The sequence below is a fragment of the Rhodococcus sp. NPDC127527 genome, from assembly GCF_042672245.1.
Classification (GTDB): domain Bacteria; phylum Actinomycetota; class Actinomycetes; order Mycobacteriales; family Mycobacteriaceae; genus Rhodococcus_G.
Map to the genome: position 1 here is coordinate 464,029 of NZ_JBHXVP010000001.1, position 16,299 is coordinate 480,327.

A 16,299-nucleotide genomic window follows, 5' to 3' on the forward strand; every position below is an offset into this window, starting at 1 on the left:
GGTGCTCGTCGCCCCCGGCTTCGGTGACGGTGACGGCGGTCGGTCCTCGATCGCGACGTTCCTGTTGCTCACGCTCGACTCCTTCATTGATACCCATGGGGGTATATCGCAATGCGGTCGACAATACCCCCAGGGGTATCGATCGGACCAGAGAGAAGCGTCACACGAGCGACGAGGGACCGGGCTACGGTGCCTGCTTCATCTGCATGCCGCCCAGCTCCACGACGTACTCGTTCGTCGAATCGTCGTAGCGCACGGAGTAGGTGGTGGGGTAGTAGCCAGGCTTCGGGTACGACTGCGGCTGCTTGACCGCCCTGTCGAGCGTCGGTTTCGTCAGCAACCACTCGCGCGTCATCATCGGTTCCATGAACGTGTACGCGCCGTCCCAGGACCCGGCCATGAAGGTCTGGGTGAAGTCGTAGGCGCCGGGCGTCATGTTCTCGGTGCCGTCGGTCCAGTGCAGGCCCATCTCGGGAACCGTGTTGAACAGGGGCGGGCCGGGCGGAGGCGCATAGTCCTGTGGCATCGACTGTGCCGGAGGAAGATTCGAGGCCCGGACGAGGTAGTCCAGTCGCATCGGGGTGATCTCGGAGACCGCGCGGGCGTCGATCATGTAGAAGTGCATGTCGAAGTGCGGCTTGGTGAACACCCCGTCGGGTCCGTGCCCGTGCGGGTTCCAGTCGAGCACGAGGTGCTCGAACACCGTCTTGTCCGCCTCGGGCGGCAGAGTCAGCGGAAACGGCTGCATCGCCTCGCCGGAGTCGTCCGTCAAGCCGTCCAGGGCGGCGGTGGTCAGACGGAATCCGACGCCGCCGGGGCTGCCGTCCTCGTTCAGGATCACGTAGGACCGGGCAGTTCCGTCGCCGACGTGCGTGGCGGGGCCGTAGTAGATGCCGGCCGCGCCGAGGTCCGTGACGCCGCCGGCGGTGACGAACGCCAGGCTGGCGCACACGGCGACGGTGACGGCCGCTGCCTTGCTGCGAGGGTTGGCACGCATGTATGCACCTCGATCTGCGCTGGGCTGCACGGATCAGGCTACCGCCAGGACGGGCCACGAACAGGCGAAATCCGTCGGACCCGTCGTGGCACGCCGCTCGAGTCGGCCGTCCAGCAGGAGCGTCGGGTCGGTCGGGCCGGCATCGGATTCCGTGTCGACGCCGCGCGCCGCGCGGGGATTTCGGCTAACTTGGCCAGCAGCGGCACGCCCGCATCCCGTGGGTAGCCGCCCGAGGTGGGCCCATGAAGCTGCTCGCGACACTGGCTCTTTCGGTGGCCCTGTGCGGCCTCGTCACCCCCGTTGCGACGGCCCAACCGCCGGGCACTCCACCGCGGCAGGCCGCGTCGGTGGACCACGTCACCATGCTCACGGACCGCCGTGCGGCCGTCTTCGTGCATTCGCCCTCGATGGGTCGGGTGATCCAGGTTCAGGTTCTGCTGCCCGCCGGCTCGGCACCGCGGCCGACCCTCTACATGCTCGACGGTGCCGGCGGCGGCGAGGAGTCCGACTACCGCGAGAGCACCTGGACGCAGAAGACCGACGCCGTCGGGTTCTTCGCCGACAAGGACGTGAACGTGGTGCTGCCGGTCGGCGGCACGGGCAGTTACTACACGAACTGGAAGCGCCCCGACCCGGCGCTCGGCGTCGACGAGTGGGAGACGTTCCTCACCGAGGAACTGCCGCCGCTCATCGATGCCCGGTTCCACGGCAACGGGGTCAACGCCATCGCCGGACTGTCGATGGGCGCGCACGCGGCGTTGAACCTGGCCACCCGCCACCCCGCCATGTACGGCGGTGTGGCGGCGTTCAGCGGGTGTGCCGACAACGGCCAGTCGCACTCGAAGCTCTCCGTGCGCGCGACGGTGGCCTGGAAGGGTGGCGACGCCGACAACATGTGGGGTCCGGACGGCGATCCCGACTGGGCTGCCAACGACCCGATGCGCAACGCGGAGGCATTGCGCGGCAAGGAGATCTACGTCGCGGTCGGCAACGGCGTCGTCGGGCCGCTGGACAATCCGACCACCGTCGAGGGGCTCAGCGCCATCACCCTCGGTGCCGCACTGGAGTCCGCCGCGCTGCACTGCACGCAGCTGTTCGACCAACGGCTGCGGCAGCTGGGCGTCCCCGCGACCTTCCACTACCGGCCGAACGGCACGCACTCCTGGCCGTACTGGCAGCAGGACCTGCACGACGCGTGGCCGACGCTGGCTCGGGCGCTGGGCCGGTGACGGTCAGACCTGGCGCGACTTCCAGATCGCCACGCCGTCGCCGGTGGCGAACGCGAGGAACGCGTCGTTCTCGTCCGGGTCACCGATGGTGATCCGGACCCCGTCCGTGCCGTAGGGCCGGATCAGCACGCCGGCCGCCGCGCTGGCCTCGGAGAACTCGGCCGAGCGGTCGCCGAGCGGCAGCCAGATGAAGTTCGCGTTGGAGGCGGGCACCTCGTAGCCGGCGCCGAGCAGGGTGTCGCGCATCCGGCGACGCTCGGCGACGATCCCGTCGGTGCGGGCCAGCAGTTCGTCCGCGGCGGCGAGCGAGGCGATCGCGGCGGCCTGCGCGACCGTGCTGACGGCGAACGGGATGTGCACCTTGCTCAGCGTCGCGACGATCGCGGGGTCGGCGACCGCGTACCCGACGCGCAGACCCGCCAGGCCATACGCCTTCGAGAACGTCCGCAGCACAACGACGTTCGCCCGGCCCTCGGCCAGTGCGACGCCGTCTGGGATCTGCTCGCCGGCCTGGTCGCCGGGCCGCATGTACTCGATGTACGCCTCGTCCAGGATCACCATGACGTCATCGGGCACCGCATCGAGGAATCGCTCGAGCGCCTCCTGAGGCACGGCGGTCCCGGTCGGGTTGTTGGGGTTGCAGACGAAGATCACCCGGGTGCGGTCGGTGATCGCCGCGAGCATCGCGTCGAGGTCGTGCACGTGGTCGGCGGTCAGCGGCACCTGGACCGGGGTGGCGCCCGCGACCCGGGCCACCACGGGGTACACCTCGAACGCGCGCCACGCGAAGAGCACCTCGTCGCCGGGGCCGGCGGCGATCTGCACGAGTTCCTGGCACAGGCTCACCGATCCGCAACCCGTGGCGACCCGGTCGACGCTGACGCCGAGCCTCTCCGCGAGGGCCTCGCGCAGGGCCACGGACCCGTTGTCCGGATAGCGGTTCACGCCCAGTGCGGACTCGGCGATCGCAGCGGCGACGCTGGGGAGCGGACCCGCTGTGGTCTCGTTGCTGGCCAGTTTGACGGCACCGGGAATCGTGCGTCCGGGCACGTAGGGGCTGATTTCGACGAGGTCGGGGCGGGTTCGCGCAGTCACGGCTGTCCATTATGCGCTCGTCCGTTTACCTGCCGGTAGGGATTGCCGTTACGGGTGAAAAGAAATTCGGGCGGCCCGGCCCGGACCGTGCCACAGTAGACGGTATGTCGGGAATATTCGCTGACAGTGCAGTGCTCCGCGCTGTCCTGGAGCGTCCGGACGCCGCTCCCCAACACGTACCCCTGACGGCCGTCGCGCCGGACGGTCCCGCGCGCGGCGGCATCGTCGTGCTGCACGAGTCGCGGGAGTTCACCGATGCCCTGCTGGACCTGATGCGGCTGCTCGCAGGGGAGGGGTGGCTGACGGTCGCGCCGCACCTGTTCCATCGCCAGCCCGCGCACAGCGTCGCGGAGGTGTTCGGCGACAACCTGTTCGCCGACTTCGACGCCACCTTCGACTGGCTGGTGGCCCGCGGCGTGTACCCGGACTGCGTCGGGGTGCTCGGCTTCGACGACGCGGGCACCGCGGCGCTGCTGGTCGCCACCAACCGTCCGATCGGCGCGGCCGTGAGCGTCTCGGCACGCGGCATCGTCGAGTCCCTGGCGCCGGATGCGCCGGCCCTGGTCGACGCGGCGGAGTCGCTGCAGGCGCCGTGGCTCGGGCTGTACGGCGACGACGATGCGCGCACCCCGCCCGATCAGGTCGAGCGACTGCGCGAGGCGGTCGCACGGGCGCCGGTCGCGACCCACGTCGTCAGCTACCGCGGCCTCGAGCACCGTGCGGACGAGCCGCCGACCCTGCCCGAGGACGGTGACGACGCCGATCCCGCGGCGCAGGCGATCATGGACGCGACCCGCCGGATCTTCGACTGGTTCGACAGCAACCTGCGATAACGCCGAGCTGACCAGCCGTTTTGCCTAACGGTCGGCGCGTGTGTAACCTTTCGATCCGGCGGTTCGAAAGGACCTGAGCCTAGGAAGCGTGCCAGAGCGGCCGAATGGGACTCACTGCTAATGAGTTGTCCTCCTCAAAGGGGACCGGAGGTTCAAATCCTCTCGCTTCCGCCACGCTGGTGCACGTAGGCCAGCACAACTGAAGACATGCGCCCGTAGCTCAACGGATAGAGCACTTGACTACGGATCAAGAGGTTAGGGGTTCGAATCCCTTCGGGCGCACAGAGAAACACCCCGTCACCTGTCATGGTGGCGGGGTGTTCTGGTCTGCGCGGGCGGGCGGCGTTACGCTGTCCTCTTCGCTTCGCGCGGAGTCCCTCTCGGAGGTTCGCCAGTGTCGAATCAGCATCCTTCCCGGACCTGGCGCGGATGCGCGCTCTGCAAGCCGCACAAGCGTCGCGGGCAGGGCCGCGCCCGGCGCGAACCGGTCGCCGTCGTCAGGCAGCTCGGAAAGTCGCGGCGGTTGTCGCGGCGGGACCTGGGTGACGCGCTCCGCAACTGACTCGCTCGTCGAGGGCTACGGGACCACGACCGCCCGGCCACGAAGCGTGCCTGCGGCCAGCCGCCGGTACGCCTCGACGCCGTTCTCCAACGAGAACTTCTCCACCGCGATGTCGAAGACTCCCTGATGCGCGAGGTCGATCAGTTCGATGAGTTCGCCGCGCGAGCCCCAGTAGGGGGAGGTCACCGAGGCCTCGAAGGGGGTCTGCCCGAACCCGACCCTGGCGTGCGCCCGACCGTCGCCGAGGCCGACGATCGTCACGTCCGAGGCGGTGCCCGCGACACCCATCGCGATGTCGATGGTCGGCTGGTAGCCGACGAAGTCCAGGACGAGCGCGGCTCCGCCCGGACCGGTGATCGCGCGGACCTTGTCGATCGCCGACGGATCGGACAGCACGGCCTCGTGCGCGCCGACGGACCGCGCGAACTCGAGCTTCTCCTCGTTCACGTCGAGCGCCACCACCCGCGCGGGCGAGAGGTGTCGCAGCAGCTCGATGGCCACGTGCCCGAGGCCGCCCGACCCGATCACCACAGCGGTCGAGCCGCCGCGCAGCTTGTCCAGCGACCGCTTGATCGCGTGGTACGGGGTCAGACCGGCGTCGGTGAGCGGGACGGTCGCCACCGGATCCAGGTCGCCGATGGGGACGAGGTGGCGCGGCGAGTCCACCACCATGTACTCGGCCAGCGCGCCGGGCGCACCCAGTCCGGGTGGCCGGATCCCCAACTCGGCCGCGCGGGGACAGTAGTTCTCCATCCCCTGCGCGCACTGCCAGCAGGTCCCGCAGCCCCACGGGCCGTACACCACGACGTTCGTCCCGACGTCGATGCCGACCGCGCCGACGCCGAGTTCGACCACTGTTCCCGCGCCCTCGTGTCCGAGCGTCAGCGGCAGTCCGTAGACGTACTGCTCGGCGGGCAGGCTCATGATGAAGTCGTCGGAGTGACAGACCCCGGCAGCGGTGACCTTCAGCAGCACCTGACCCGGCCCGGGTGTCGGCTTCTCGATTTCCCTGAGTTCGGGTTCGGCGCCGATCGTGGTGTATTGGATCGCCTTCATGCGACGCACCTCTCCGCTGCGGTCGCGCCCGGTCGGAGGTCGCCCGGATTGGTGCGGGGCCGCTTCGCTGGTACGGCGTCGACGTTAGCCGCGGTACCCGGAGGTGGAAACCGCAACGAGCGGGCGCCGGCTCACCAGCTGCAGCCGCATACCCCAGCCAACGAGCGGACCTGGTAGCACTCGGCGCACGCCTGGCCGTGTTCGCGGCGCCGACTGCGGTCGCGCTTCTGCGCCTTCGCCCGCATCGCGACCACCGACTGCGTCAGCGCTGCGGTGCCGCCGTCGGCCGGCAGGTCCGTCGCCCCGAAGTACCGGTAGCAGCGCAGCCGCTCCTCGGCGGCATGCCACTCGACGTCCGTGGGCGCCTCGCCGTAGGTCGCCTCGACGGCCTTCGCGTACCCGCCGCCGACGCGGCCGTCGACGCTGCTGACACACAGCGCGGAGAGCAGCGGTTCGCCGCGACCGCTGCATTCGAGTGCCACCTTCGCGAGGGTCTTGCCGATCCAGTTCTGCAGCAGGTTGGCCGTGCGTACACCCGAGGAGGTCTGCACGGTCTCGGCGAGCTCCGGATAGGTCGTCGTGCAACGGTAGCTTCCCGCAACGTCGATCAGCGCACGTCGCGCCTCGGCAGCCCAGATCTCCTGGTTGTCGGCCATGGGTACCTCCTCGGTCTCTTGCCCGGTTCATCCGTTCGCGTTATCGGAGTGTTACCGCGGCCACGTTTCCGGGGTCGCGGTGCAGGTGGAGGGTGGGGTCGGGCTGTCGGCTCGGCACTCGTGCGGGTGCTCGGCGGGGTCGTGGCGACGACGCGGTGGCGCGGGTTGGTTGCCGCGGCTGCTGATCGGGTCTGCGTCGCTTACCGTAGGTGCGTGACCAATCCTGCTCAGGACGCCGCGGCCCCCGGTTCGAGCTGGCCTGCGATCCTCACCTGGCGTGCGCAGTCGGCGCCCCGCATGGAGTCGGTGCGGGTGCAGTTGGTCGGAAATCGAATCAAGGCGGCCGGGCGGATCATCGGCGGCCACTGCGACGAGCACCCCGCCTTCAGCGCCTCATACGACTTGGTCACCGACGAGAACGGGGTGACCCGCAGGCTCTCGCTGCGCACCAGCCTGGCCTCCCGCGAGCGGCAGATCTCGATCAGCCGGGACGAGGAGGGTTACTGGATGGTCGAGGACGGCACCAACCACACCCGCTCCACCTTCGGGGGCGCGCTGGACGTGGACGTCGTGCTCAGCCCGTTCTTCAACACGCTGCCGATCCGCCGTTTCGGCATGCAGCACGGTTCGGAGGACATCCAGGTCCCCGTCGTCTACGTGTACCTGCCCGACCTGAGCGTGCGGTCCGCGGACCTCACCTACAGCAGCGGTCCCGACGGCATCCACGTGCTCTCGCCGGTGTCGAGTTCGTCGGTCACGGTCGACGCCGACGGATTCATCCTCGACTACCCCGGGCTCGCCGAGCGGATCTAGCGCTTCGCGCCCGTGCGCGATCGGCATCCGGGGGAGGGTGCAGATCGCTCACAGTGCGCGGAGCGCGCCGCCTCTGCGACCGGCGTCCCGCAGGGCCTCCGCCCATCCGGCGGCACCGATCTCGATGTCGGTGACGTCCCACCTGTCGAGGTCGTCGTGACGCCGTCGCGCCTCGTAGCCCGCCTCGACCAACGCCTCGGTGCTGCCCGCGGTGGCGAGGGCGGCGCGGGCGTCGGTGAGCAGCGCCAGCGCCTCGTCCAACGCGACCGTCAATGCCTCCGCATTCGCCTCGCACATCGCTCGGACCAGCCCCGGCGCGGTGCCCGCGACGCGGGTGCCGTCCCGGTAGGACCCGGCCGCCAACGCCAGCGCCAGGTCCCCTCCGGACGCCGCGGTGACCGCGAGCGCCTCCGCCAGCAGGTGCGGCAGGTGCGAGATCCGGGCGACCGCCGAGTCGTGTTCGGCGGCCCCGGCCGGCACCACCACGGACCCGCAGTCGAGGGCGAGCCGAGCCACCCGCGTCCACGCCTGCGGGTCGGTGTCGTCCTCGGCGGCGACCACCCACACCGCGCCGCGGAACAGGTCGGCGTCCCCGGCGGACCAGCCGGACTGGGCGGTGCCTGCCATCGGGTGCCCGCCGACGAACCGGGCGGCCAGACCGTGCCGCCGGACCGCGTCGAGCACGGCGCCCTTGACGCTCACCACGTCGGTGAGGACGCAGTCGGGGGCGGTCCGCGTGACCTGCGCGAGCACCGTGTCGAGGGCGGGTTCGGGGACCGCGATCACCACCACCGCGTCCTCGCGGCGGGCCCGCTCGAGGGCCGCGACCAGATCGGTACCGGCGTCGTAACCGTCGGCGACGGCCTCGTCCGCGGCGAAGGCGGATCGGTTGTACCCCCAGGCCGTCCGGCCGGCCGCGACGGCGGCGCGCAGCAGCGAACCGCCGATCAGCCCGAGCCCGAGCACGCACACCGGTGGGTCAGTCGATTCAGCAGACACCCGGACAGGTTGGCACATTTGCCGCCGGACTTCATGAACAGGCCGCGGGCGGACTACGGTTGCCGCATGGCTGCTCAGCGCGCGGGTGACAACAGCGCCCCCTCGGACCAGTTCGAGGATCTCGAAGGCTTCGGCGTCGCGGTCGTCCTCGACGACGGCAAGTGGAAGTGCACCGCCCTCACCGCGGCGGCACTGACCAGCCTCGAGGCCGCCGAGACCGAGCTCCGAGAGATGCGGAGTTCGGGCGCGGTGTTCGGACTGCTCGACGTGGACGACGAGTTCTTCGTCATCCTTCGCCCCGCGCCCACGGGGACCCGACTGCTGCTCTCCGACGCCACCATGGCACTGGACTACGACATCGCCGCGGACGTGCTCGAGGCGCTCAACGTCGAGGTCCCCGACCTCGACGTCGACGAGATCGACGACGTGGAGCCGTGGGAGGAGGGCGACCTGAGCCTGCTCGCCGACCTCGGCCTGCCGGAGCCGGTGCTCGGGGTGATCCTCGCCGAGACCGAGCTGTACCCCGACGAGCAGCTGGGCATGATCGCCCAGCGCCTCGGGTTCGCGGGCGAGCTGTCCGCCGTGCTCGACGTCCTGCCCCGGTAGATGTCGCCGGGGCTGGACCTGCGGGCCCGCGACGAGGCGATGATCCGCGCCGCGATCGAGGCGGCCCGCGCCGCCGACGACGCGGACGTCCCTGTCGGCGCGGTGATCTACGACGCCGACGGCGTGGAACTGGCGCGGGCCGCCAACGCCCGCGAGGCGTCCGGCGACCCGACCGCGCACGCGGAGATCGTCGCGCTGCGCGCGGCGGCCCGGGTGCACGGCGACGGCTGGCGGCTCGAGGGCGCGACCCTCGCCGTCACCCTGGAACCGTGCACGATGTGCGCCGGCGCGCTGGTCCTGGCGCGGGTGTCGCGGGTGGTGTTCGGTGCGTGGGAGCCGAAGACCGGGGCGGTCGGCTCGCTGTGGGACGTGGTCCGCGACCGCAGGCTCACGCACCGACCCCAGGTCCGCGGGGGAGTGCTCGAATCCGAGTGCGCCGAACTGCTCGAGGAATTCTTCCGTCGGCAGCGCTGACCACGCGATTTAGCGTCAGCGTCGAAGTCGGGTAAAGTCACCGGCGGTGGCGTGTCCGAGCGGCCTAAGGAGCACGCCTCGAAAGCGTGTGACGGGTAACCCCCGTCCGAGGGTTCAAATCCCTCCGCCACCGCCACGAAGACCCCCGACCGATTACCGGTCGGGGGTCTTCTGCGTTTCGGGTCTGGTTCGGCACACACCCGCTGTCGTGGGCACACATCCGCTGCACCCCCGAAAACGGTGTGACCTAGGCAGCAGGGGTGTGCCGTCGGGGTGGCGCTACGCGACTTCGGTGAGCGCCGCGTCGACCCAGCGGACCAGCTCCGGGCCCACCCGGTCCAGCGCCCGCACGTCGCGTTGCGCCTTGGCGACCATGATCGCGCCCTCGATGGTCGCCACGGCGGTGGTCGCGAGGGCGGCGGCCCGGTCCGGGGCCAGCCCGCGGCGTTCGAGCCCCCCGGCGATGACGGTCTCCCAGGACGTGAACGCCCCGCCCGCGATGGTGCGGGCCGCGGCGAAGTCACCGCCTGCGAGTGCCGCCGCCGCGACCGGGCAGCTCGCGTCGAAGTCGGAGTCCAGCAGCTGGCGGCGGAATCCGTCGACGATCGCCTGCAGGGTCTCGCCGGGTTCGCGGCGCTCGAGGTTCGCGGCGATCGTCGCGCTCATCATCTCGCCCGCCATCTGGGTGGCCTCCTCGGCGAGCTGGGCCTTGCCGCCGGGAAAGTGGTGGTAGATCGAGCCGCGCGGCGCCTGCGAGTGCGTGATGACGTCGGCGAACGAGGTCGAGTCGACGCCGCGTTCGCGAAAGAGCGTCACCGCGCTCGCCAGCATCCGGTCGCGGGTGGTGCCGCCTTGTTTCACGTGGTTGCCTCACTCCCTGTCGCCGCCGAGGATAGCGGTGCGACCGAGCCGGGATCGTGCGCCGCGTCCCGTCGGCGAGTGGGCGGATCGATCGCCGTGGCCACCGCGACGCAGGCTAGCGCCGCGATGTCCACCGCCAGCACTCGCGAGGACTGCTCGTTGGTCCGGCCGATCGCGGCGGCCAGCGCGACGTAGCTGCCCATGCTGGTTGTGGCGGCGGTGACGGCGGCGCCGCGCAGCGCCGGTGCGAAGGCGGCCACGAGGAGGCCGCCGCCGACCGTCGCGAGCAGGACCGCCCGGTGGCGCAGCAGCAGCTCGAGGTCGGGTCCGGCGACCGGCACCCCGTACAGGGCCTCGACCCTCGCCGCGGACAGCACGCCCACGCCGGGGGCCAGATTGACCAGCCCGACTCCGATCAGCAGTCCCCGTGCAATGCGCTTCGCCCACATGACGTGTTCCCTTCTTCCGGCGGCCGTTGTGCCAGCATGTCCGGTGTGAGCAGGCGTCCGCTTCCAGAAACGTGCGGCGGCCCGACGGTGTGGCTGTGGTGCGGGCACGCGATCTATCTCGGCCCGTCGCTGCGGCTCGCCCCGCACTCGACCTCGGTGTACTGCCTGGTCGTCGGCCTCGACGCCCCGTTCGTCCTGCGGGTGCCCGGGTGCCCCGACGTGACGCCGCGCACCGTGCTGGTCCCGCCACGCGTGGAGCGCCAGATCGTAGCGATGGGACAGCGAATGATGTTCTGCTACTTCGATTCCACCTCGCGGCGCTCGGGCCGCTACCGGGACCGGATGTCGGGGGCGATCGGTGAGTTCTCGGTCGACCATCGCGACGCGGATCTCCTGATCGCACTGTGCGAGGGTCCGCGTCCCGAGCCGTCCCGCCTCCTGGCCGCCGCCAGCGGGGCGGTCGAGGGCCGGATCGACGGGGTGGCCAGGACGCTGCGGGCGCACCCGTCGGCGGCGGTGTCGGCGGACGAGTTCGCGCGGCTCGCGGGGCTGTCGAGACCGTACTTCCTGCGACTGTTCGCCGCCGAGACCGGCACCAGCTTCCGGCGGTACCGCCTGTGGGCGCGGATGCTGCAGGTCGCGGCGGCGATCTCGAAAGGTACGGGTCTGACTCGCGCGGCGGTCGACGCGGGTTTCGCGACGCCGTCGCACTTCAGCGACGCCTTCCGTCGAATGTTCGGGCTCAGTGCCTCCACGCTGCTCGCCGCGGGCACCGAGATCGTGATCGAGGACGGCGGCTGAATTCCGGCGAGACGGGATCTTCGGTGCCGAATGTCCTCGACCCGGCCACTATCCTGCCGGTATGCGAAGGCGCTGGTGGATTCTCGGTGCGGTGGTGGTCGTGGCGGTGCTCGCACTGGTCGGCGGCCCGTGGGTGTACGGCACGTGGATCGCGACGGACGACGCGCCGGCGGCCGCCGTCTCGACCTCCGGGGCGCAGGCCGCGACCGGTGACGTGAACGGCAGCTGGCGGGTGGACGCCGGGACCGCCCCGAATGCGACCGCGGCCGGCTACACCGTGCACGAGATCCTCAACGGCGCCTCGGTCACCGTCGTCGGGTCCACCGACGAGGTCGGCGGGCAGGCCACGGTCGAGGCGGGCAAGCTCACCTCCGCCACGGTCACCGTCCAGGTCAAGGGCATCAGCACCGGCAATGCGCGCCGTGACGGCCAGTTCGCGGGCAACGTCATGTCGGTCGGCACGTATCCGACCGCACGCTTCACCCTCGACCAGCCGGTCGACCTGTCCGCGCTGCCCACCGACGGGACGGCCGTGACCGTGCCCGCGACCGGCACGCTCGAACTGCGCGGGGGCTCGCGCCCGGTCGCCGTCGATGTCAAGGTGCTGCAGTCCGGTCCGGCGCTGATCGCGTCCGGCTCGATCCCGGTGACGTGGACGGACTTCGGGGTGCAGCCGCCGTCGCTGGCGTTCGTCACCGTGGACGATGCCGGCACCGTCGACTTCCTCGTACACCTGGAAAAGGGCTAGGGAGTCCACCCCGGCGGACCGAGGACGTACCCGATTCGCTCCCGCCAGGACCCCGCCGCGCGCACGTCGCGGGCGATCGCCGCGTACTCGTGGGTCTGCAGGGTGAGCACGTTGTAGGTGCCGACGGGTTTCGTCAGACCGTATGTCGGGCGGTGGGTTTCGCGTTCGAAGGTGCCGAACAGGCGGTCCCAGAGGATGAGGATGCCGCCGTAGTTCTTGTCGAGGTACTCCGGATCGCAGCCGTGGTGCACCCGGTGGTGCGAGGGCGTGTTGAACACGAACTCGATCGGCCGGGGCAATCTGTCGACGCGTTCGGTGTGAACGAAGAACTGGTAGACGAGACTGACACTGAATCCGACGAACACCATCCACGGAGGTATCCCGATGAGCGGCAACGGGATCCACATGAGGATCTCGCCGCTGTTGTTCCATTTCTGGCGCAGCGCCGTGGAGAAGTTGAAGTACTCGCTCGAGTGGTGTGCCTGGTGTGTGGCCCACACGATCCGCGCGCGGTGCGCGATCCGGTGGTACCAGTAGTACAGCAGGTCGACGCCGACGATCAGGATCGCCCAGGTGTACCAGGCGTCGGCCGGCAGATGCCAGGGCGCCAGGTACGCGTAGATCGCGGCGTACCCGACGAGCGCGAGGGCCTTCCACGCCGCCATGGTGAAGATGGACACCGCCCCCAGCGAGATGCTGGTGCGGGCGTCCCGCGACTCGTAGCCGGCCCGCGGCGGGTGCGCCCGTCCGTCGGCGTCGACATCGGCTTCGGCGAGGTATCGCGCCGCGGCCCACTCGATGGCGAGGAACAGTACGAAGAACGGGATGGCAAACGCGACCGGGTCGCGCAGCGGCCGCGGCAGTGAGTTCCAGAACTCCGGGAGGAATGCGAACATCCCTGCAGTGTGGACCCCGGCCACGCTTCGATCCAGACCCCCGCGCCCGCGACCGTCCGGTACGGCCACCGCGACGCGCAGTGGGCGCCGCGGGTTCCCCTGTGGATCAGTGCCTGTGGACAGGCACTGACGTGCTCTTTTGGGTGCTAGCTTTCGGTCCGTCGGCAGGGGAGTCGGAGCATCCGGGGGGGGATCGCATGTCAGAGGGAATGCGTGTGGACGTCGTCGCCGTGGGGGCGCTGGGGAGCGCCCTGGCCGCCGCCGCGGACGCTGTCGCCGCCGTGGATCCGGCGCCCGGGTGCGCCGCCGCGGCCATGCCTGGGTCGCAGACGCGGGTACCACTGGCCGAGCTGCCCGATGCGCTCGCGCGCGCCTACCGGGCCACCGCCGAGTCCATCCGGTCGATGTCCGGCGCGGCCGTCGAGTCCGCCGCAAGGTACGCGGGCACGGACGCCGCGACCGCCGTTGCATTGCTCGCGTCGGACGGCGGCCGCTGATGCGTCCGACGCTCGACCAGTTGCGCGGGTGGGACCCCGCATCGCTCGCCTCCGCGGCGAGGCGGCTCGCCGCGGCGAGCCGGGCGTACTCCGACGGTGTCGCGATCGCGAACCGTCTCGTCGAGGATTCGGCCGGGTACTGGACCGGGCCTGCCGCTGCGGAGGCACTGGAGCGATCCGGTCGCGAGTTCACCGAGGCGACAAGGGTTTCTGCTGTTGCCCGGCGGATGTCGACGAGCCTGGAATCGGGGGCGGCGGCGATCGAATCGGCGCGAACCACAGCGCTGGACGTGGCCGAACGCGCCGGTTCGGACCTCGGTTTGTACGTCGCGGGCGACGGTCGGGTCAGTGCGCCGCGGGTCCCGTGGACGAGCGCGCTGGTGGCGGGTGCGCTGGTGCAGGCCCGGCTGAACGAGGCGGCGCGGGTGTGCCAGGCGAGGTTGTCGGCCGCGCTCGACACCGCCGACGAGGCGGACAGTGTGCTCGCCCGGGAACTCCGTCGGGGTGTCGACGAATTGTCGTGCAGTCCGGACGAAGCCGCCACGCCGTCGACGAAAGAGTCGACACCCGAGGATAATTCGCGGTACTGGTCGGATCTGTCCGAGGGACGGCGGCGGTGGGTGCTCGCCGAGCACCCGGAGTGGGTCGGCGGTCGTGACGGGATTCCGGCGTACGCGCGCGACGAGGCCAACCGGGCGGTGCTCGCGGCCGACCGGAAACGGCTCGAACGTCGGATCGAGCAACTGCGCGCCGGCGCAGTGGAATTCGGCCGCGGCGGGGTCTCGGGACAGCTGACCTGGGCGGCGGTCGCCGCCGCCGGCTCCCGCCTCGGCGAGATCGAGGCGGTGGAGCGGGCACTCGGCCACCCCGATCGGCAGCTGCTCGTCTACCGCGACGCGGGCGAGCACGTCCAGGCGGCCGTCGCGGTCGGCGACGTGGACAGCGCCGACCACGTGGCGGCGTACACGCCGGGAGTGAACGCGAACGTCGCGGACGGACTCGAGGGGTATACCGCGGCGGCGGCGCGGCTCAGGGACGAGACCGTGCGCCAGCTCGACGCCGGCGGCCGCGGCTCCGAGACCGTCGCCACCATCGCGTGGCTGGACTACCGTGCCCCGCAACTGGATCTGGACCATCCGCTCGACGCCGCGACCGACCTGGTCCGCGATCTCGGCGGGCTGCGCGGTGCGAGGGACGGTGGCCGTGGGCTGGCGTCCTTCCTGGCCGGCATCGTCGCCTCGCGAACGGACGACCCGCACCTGACCGTGCTCGGGCACTCGTACGGCTCGACCACCACAGGTCTGGCCCTGCAGCACGGCGGCACCGGCGTGGACGACGCGGTCTTCCTCGGCTCGCCCGGGATCGGCACCGACAGGGCCGGCGACCTCGGCCTCCCGCCGGGGCACGTGTACGTCGCTGAGGCACACGGCGATCCGGTCGCCGACCTGGCTGCCTTCGGCCCCGATCCGAACCGGATGGACGGGGTGACCAACCTGTCCACCTCGGCGGCAACGACGCCCGACGGCCGACCGCAGGCCGCCGCGCAGGGTCACAGTCAGTACCTCGACGACGGGACGCTGAGCCTGTACAACATGGGCGCCGTCGTCGGTGGCATGCCCGGGCACCTCGTCGAGGGCACCGACGAGGGGATCGCGGACCGCCTGCCCGGATCGCTCCTGAACAGCATGCGGGAGATGGTCTTCGGCGGCGGACTCGCACCGTCCTTGCTCACCGGTGGCTTCTGATGCGGGAGGGGAGCGCCGTCCTGGCGGCCGGCGGTCGAGGGGTGGTGCTCGCGGTGGTCGCGGCGACGGTGGCGGGCTGCGCGGCGACCGGTGGCGAGATCCGTGTCGACCGCGCGGAAGCCGTGCGGCGCACCGCAATCCTGGCATCGCGGGCCTCGCTCGAGGAGGCGGCCACGCAGGCCGAGTCGTTGGGCGAGGCGATTCGTGGCGCGGTCTCGGCCGCGGTGCCGGTGGGACCGTGGCACCCGAACCGGCCGCCGTCGGACGCCGGGAACTGCATCGGCTTCACCCACACCGCCGGACAGTCGAGGACCACCGGCACCTGGCTGATCGACGGCGGCATCCCGGACGAATCGTGGCTGGTCGCCGTCGCCGCAGTGCGATCGGTCACCGACCGCCACGGCTACGGCGCCCCGATCGTCGCGGTCGACCGCCCGAACGATCATGCGCTGCGCATCTACGGACCCGGCGACGCATACGTCTGGTTCGGCGCCGGGAAGAACGGAGTTCTCGACCTGACCACCGCATGCCACCTACCCGAGTCGACGGTGCCGCGGACCACTCCCGGGGTCGGCGCGAGGTGACACCGGATGCGTTGGGCCACAGGGTGCAACGGGCCCAACGTCGCCTCGCGGAACTACGCGTGGCGGACGAGGCGGGTGGCGGTCTGGTGCGGCTGACGCTCACGGCGGACTGCAGGTTGGTCGGGCTCGATCTGGCCCCCCGCGCGCTCGATCTCGGCGCCGAGCGGTTGGCCTCGCTGGTGGCCGAGGCGCACGAGCGGGCGTATGCGGCCGCCCGTCGCGCCGCGGACGAGGTACTCGTCGACCTCACCGACGACCCTCGTGTGGCCCGCGCGCTCGACGCCGCGCACCGCATCTCCCCGTACGAACCCGCGGTGTGCGTCGACGCCGAGTGCGAGCGTCGGCCCCCGCTATTGGTGGACCCGCTCGGGCGCGACGACTGAATTCGACCCTGCGAC

The 16,299-nt window shown here is 71.1% G+C and carries 20 protein-coding genes and 3 tRNA genes; 15 read left to right on the forward strand and 8 right to left on the reverse strand.

Annotation, left to right across the window (positions count from 1 at the left end):
• Positions 1-184: 184 nt before the first annotated feature.
• Complete coding sequence (locus tag ACFVH2_RS02125) at positions 185-997, reverse strand: DUF5602 domain-containing protein (protein ID WP_378421090.1); 813 nt, start codon at positions 995-997, stop codon at positions 185-187.
• Positions 998-1,239: 242 nt separating this feature from the next.
• On the opposite strand from ACFVH2_RS02125, the gene ACFVH2_RS02130 reads away from it, so the two are divergent.
• Positions 1,240-2,226, forward strand: a complete 987-nt coding sequence (locus tag ACFVH2_RS02130; protein WP_378421092.1) for an alpha/beta hydrolase — start codon at positions 1,240-1,242, stop codon at positions 2,224-2,226.
• Between the two features lie 3 nt (positions 2,227-2,229).
• Here the strand turns inward: ACFVH2_RS02130 and hisC are convergent, their stop codons facing one another.
• Positions 2,230-3,321 (reverse strand): histidinol-phosphate transaminase, encoded by a 1,092-nt coding sequence (gene hisC / locus ACFVH2_RS02135; protein WP_378421094.1) that lies wholly within the window; start codon positions 3,319-3,321, stop codon positions 2,230-2,232.
• Positions 3,322-3,425: 104 nt separating this feature from the next.
• On the opposite strand from hisC, the gene ACFVH2_RS02140 reads away from it, so the two are divergent.
• The 4 genes from ACFVH2_RS02140 to ACFVH2_RS02155 all read left to right on the forward strand — a co-directional run bounded on the left by ACFVH2_RS02140 (position 3,426) and on the right by ACFVH2_RS02155 (position 4,716).
• Positions 3,426-4,154, forward strand: coding sequence for a dienelactone hydrolase family protein (locus tag ACFVH2_RS02140; protein ID WP_378421096.1), 729 nt, complete (start codon positions 3,426-3,428; stop codon positions 4,152-4,154).
• Positions 4,155-4,236: 82 nt separating this feature from the next.
• Positions 4,237-4,328: transfer RNA gene (locus ACFVH2_RS02145), tRNA-Ser, on the forward strand.
• A gap of 35 nt (positions 4,329-4,363) precedes the next feature.
• Positions 4,364-4,436: transfer RNA gene (locus tag ACFVH2_RS02150), tRNA-Arg, on the forward strand.
• Positions 4,437-4,548: 112 nt separating this feature from the next.
• On the forward strand, positions 4,549-4,716 hold the full coding sequence (locus ACFVH2_RS02155) for a hypothetical protein (RefSeq protein WP_378421098.1): 168 nt from the start codon (positions 4,549-4,551) through the stop codon (positions 4,714-4,716).
• 15 nt (positions 4,717-4,731) lie between these two features.
• Here ACFVH2_RS02155 and ACFVH2_RS02160 read toward each other — a convergent pair whose 3' ends face one another.
• Positions 4,732-5,772, reverse strand: a complete 1,041-nt coding sequence (locus ACFVH2_RS02160; protein WP_378421100.1) for an NAD(P)-dependent alcohol dehydrogenase — start codon at positions 5,770-5,772, stop codon at positions 4,732-4,734.
• Positions 5,773-5,903: 131 nt separating this feature from the next.
• Complete coding sequence (locus ACFVH2_RS02165; RefSeq protein WP_378421102.1) at positions 5,904-6,428, reverse strand: hypothetical protein; 525 nt, start codon at positions 6,426-6,428, stop codon at positions 5,904-5,906.
• A gap of 213 nt (positions 6,429-6,641) precedes the next feature.
• On the opposite strand from ACFVH2_RS02165, the gene ACFVH2_RS02170 reads away from it, so the two are divergent.
• Positions 6,642-7,241, forward strand: coding sequence for a putative glycolipid-binding domain-containing protein (locus ACFVH2_RS02170; protein ID WP_378421104.1), 600 nt, complete (start codon positions 6,642-6,644; stop codon positions 7,239-7,241).
• 48 nt (positions 7,242-7,289) lie between these two features.
• On the opposite strand, the gene ACFVH2_RS02175 is transcribed toward ACFVH2_RS02170, so the two are convergent.
• A complete protein-coding gene (locus tag ACFVH2_RS02175; RefSeq protein ID WP_378421106.1) occupies positions 7,290-8,258 on the reverse strand; it encodes a prephenate dehydrogenase in 969 nt (322 codons plus the stop codon).
• Between the two features lie 48 nt (positions 8,259-8,306).
• Here ACFVH2_RS02175 and ACFVH2_RS02180 point away from each other — a divergent pair, with 48 nt between their 5' ends.
• From ACFVH2_RS02180 to ACFVH2_RS02190, 3 genes are all read left to right on the forward strand, one after another.
• Positions 8,307-8,846, forward strand: coding sequence for a tRNA adenosine deaminase-associated protein (locus ACFVH2_RS02180; RefSeq protein ID WP_378421108.1), 540 nt, complete (start codon positions 8,307-8,309; stop codon positions 8,844-8,846).
• 39 nt (positions 8,847-8,885) lie between these two features.
• Positions 8,886-9,320: a nucleoside deaminase gene (locus ACFVH2_RS02185; protein WP_378421395.1), complete on the forward strand. Its 435-nt coding sequence runs from the start codon at positions 8,886-8,888 to the stop codon at positions 9,318-9,320.
• A 45-nt stretch (positions 9,321-9,365) separates the two neighbouring features.
• A tRNA-Ser gene (locus tag ACFVH2_RS02190) sits at positions 9,366-9,456 on the forward strand.
• 143 nt (positions 9,457-9,599) lie between these two features.
• On the opposite strand, the gene ACFVH2_RS02195 is transcribed toward ACFVH2_RS02190, so the two are convergent.
• Both ACFVH2_RS02195 and ACFVH2_RS02200 read right to left on the reverse strand, forming a co-directional pair.
• Entirely contained in the window at positions 9,600-10,181 is a 582-nt protein-coding gene (locus ACFVH2_RS02195) for a TetR/AcrR family transcriptional regulator (RefSeq protein WP_378421109.1), read from the reverse strand.
• On the reverse strand, positions 10,178-10,630 hold the full coding sequence (locus tag ACFVH2_RS02200) for a hypothetical protein (RefSeq protein ID WP_378421111.1): 453 nt from the start codon (positions 10,628-10,630) through the stop codon (positions 10,178-10,180). Before ACFVH2_RS02200 ends, ACFVH2_RS02195 begins: the two co-directional genes overlap by 4 nt.
• 36 nt (positions 10,631-10,666) lie before the next feature.
• Between ACFVH2_RS02200 and ACFVH2_RS02205 the strand changes: the two genes are divergently transcribed.
• Positions 10,667-11,431, forward strand: a complete 765-nt coding sequence (locus ACFVH2_RS02205; protein ID WP_378421112.1) for a helix-turn-helix domain-containing protein — start codon at positions 10,667-10,669, stop codon at positions 11,429-11,431.
• A gap of 61 nt (positions 11,432-11,492) precedes the next feature.
• Positions 11,493-12,179 (forward strand): YceI family protein, encoded by a 687-nt coding sequence (locus ACFVH2_RS02210; RefSeq protein WP_378421114.1) that lies wholly within the window; start codon positions 11,493-11,495, stop codon positions 12,177-12,179.
• On the opposite strand, the gene ACFVH2_RS02215 is transcribed toward ACFVH2_RS02210, so the two are convergent.
• Positions 12,176-13,075, reverse strand: coding sequence for a sterol desaturase family protein (locus ACFVH2_RS02215; protein WP_378421115.1), 900 nt, complete (start codon positions 13,073-13,075; stop codon positions 12,176-12,178). The genes ACFVH2_RS02210 and ACFVH2_RS02215 overlap by 4 nt on opposite strands.
• 197 nt (positions 13,076-13,272) lie before the next feature.
• On the opposite strand from ACFVH2_RS02215, the gene ACFVH2_RS02220 reads away from it, so the two are divergent.
• Genes ACFVH2_RS02220 through ACFVH2_RS02235 form a run of 4 tightly spaced genes read left to right on the forward strand, consistent with a single transcriptional unit; the run spans position 13,273 to position 16,284 of the window.
• Positions 13,273-13,572 (forward strand): hypothetical protein, encoded by a 300-nt coding sequence (locus ACFVH2_RS02220; RefSeq protein WP_378421117.1) that lies wholly within the window; start codon positions 13,273-13,275, stop codon positions 13,570-13,572.
• Positions 13,572-15,317, forward strand: coding sequence for an alpha/beta hydrolase (locus tag ACFVH2_RS02225; protein ID WP_378421119.1), 1,746 nt, complete (start codon positions 13,572-13,574; stop codon positions 15,315-15,317). The genes ACFVH2_RS02220 and ACFVH2_RS02225 overlap by 1 nt, the downstream gene beginning before the upstream one ends.
• Positions 15,317-15,901 carry an LppA family lipoprotein gene (locus tag ACFVH2_RS02230; protein ID WP_378421121.1) on the forward strand — a complete coding sequence of 195 codons (585 nt, stop codon included), beginning with the start codon at positions 15,317-15,319 and terminating at the stop codon, positions 15,899-15,901. Before ACFVH2_RS02225 ends, ACFVH2_RS02230 begins: the two co-directional genes overlap by 1 nt.
• Positions 15,844-16,284 (forward strand): YbaB/EbfC family nucleoid-associated protein, encoded by a 441-nt coding sequence (locus tag ACFVH2_RS02235; RefSeq protein ID WP_378421123.1) that lies wholly within the window; start codon positions 15,844-15,846, stop codon positions 16,282-16,284. The genes ACFVH2_RS02230 and ACFVH2_RS02235 overlap by 58 nt, the downstream gene beginning before the upstream one ends.
• Positions 16,285-16,299: the final 15 nt, after the last annotated feature.

Coding starts and splice junctions, on each gene's coding strand:
- ACFVH2_RS02125 (WP_378421090.1), bottom strand. CDS start 997: ATGCGTGCCAACCCTCGCAGCAAGGCAGCGGCCGTCACCGTCGCCGTG.
- ACFVH2_RS02130 (WP_378421092.1), top strand. CDS start 1,240: ATGAAGCTGCTCGCGACACTGGCTCTTTCGGTGGCCCTGTGCGGCCTC.
- ACFVH2_RS02140 (WP_378421096.1), top strand. CDS start 3,426: ATGTCGGGAATATTCGCTGACAGTGCAGTGCTCCGCGCTGTCCTGGAG.
- ACFVH2_RS02160 (WP_378421100.1), bottom strand. CDS start 5,772: ATGAAGGCGATCCAATACACCACGATCGGCGCCGAACCCGAACTCAGG.
- ACFVH2_RS02165 (WP_378421102.1), bottom strand. CDS start 6,428: ATGGCCGACAACCAGGAGATCTGGGCTGCCGAGGCGCGACGTGCGCTG.
- ACFVH2_RS02175 (WP_378421106.1), bottom strand. CDS start 8,258: ATGTGCCAACCTGTCCGGGTGTCTGCTGAATCGACTGACCCACCGGTG.
- ACFVH2_RS02180 (WP_378421108.1), top strand. CDS start 8,307: ATGGCTGCTCAGCGCGCGGGTGACAACAGCGCCCCCTCGGACCAGTTC.
- ACFVH2_RS02185 (WP_378421395.1), top strand. CDS start 8,886: ATGATCCGCGCCGCGATCGAGGCGGCCCGCGCCGCCGACGACGCGGAC.
- ACFVH2_RS02200 (WP_378421111.1), bottom strand. CDS start 10,630: ATGTGGGCGAAGCGCATTGCACGGGGACTGCTGATCGGAGTCGGGCTG.
- ACFVH2_RS02205 (WP_378421112.1), top strand. CDS start 10,667: ATGTCCGGTGTGAGCAGGCGTCCGCTTCCAGAAACGTGCGGCGGCCCG.
- ACFVH2_RS02210 (WP_378421114.1), top strand. CDS start 11,493: ATGCGAAGGCGCTGGTGGATTCTCGGTGCGGTGGTGGTCGTGGCGGTG.
- ACFVH2_RS02215 (WP_378421115.1), bottom strand. CDS start 13,075: ATGTTCGCATTCCTCCCGGAGTTCTGGAACTCACTGCCGCGGCCGCTG.
- ACFVH2_RS02220 (WP_378421117.1), top strand. CDS start 13,273: ATGTCAGAGGGAATGCGTGTGGACGTCGTCGCCGTGGGGGCGCTGGGG.
- ACFVH2_RS02225 (WP_378421119.1), top strand. CDS start 13,572: ATGCGTCCGACGCTCGACCAGTTGCGCGGGTGGGACCCCGCATCGCTC.
- ACFVH2_RS02230 (WP_378421121.1), top strand. CDS start 15,317: ATGCGGGAGGGGAGCGCCGTCCTGGCGGCCGGCGGTCGAGGGGTGGTG.
- ACFVH2_RS02235 (WP_378421123.1), top strand. CDS start 15,844: ATGCCACCTACCCGAGTCGACGGTGCCGCGGACCACTCCCGGGGTCGG.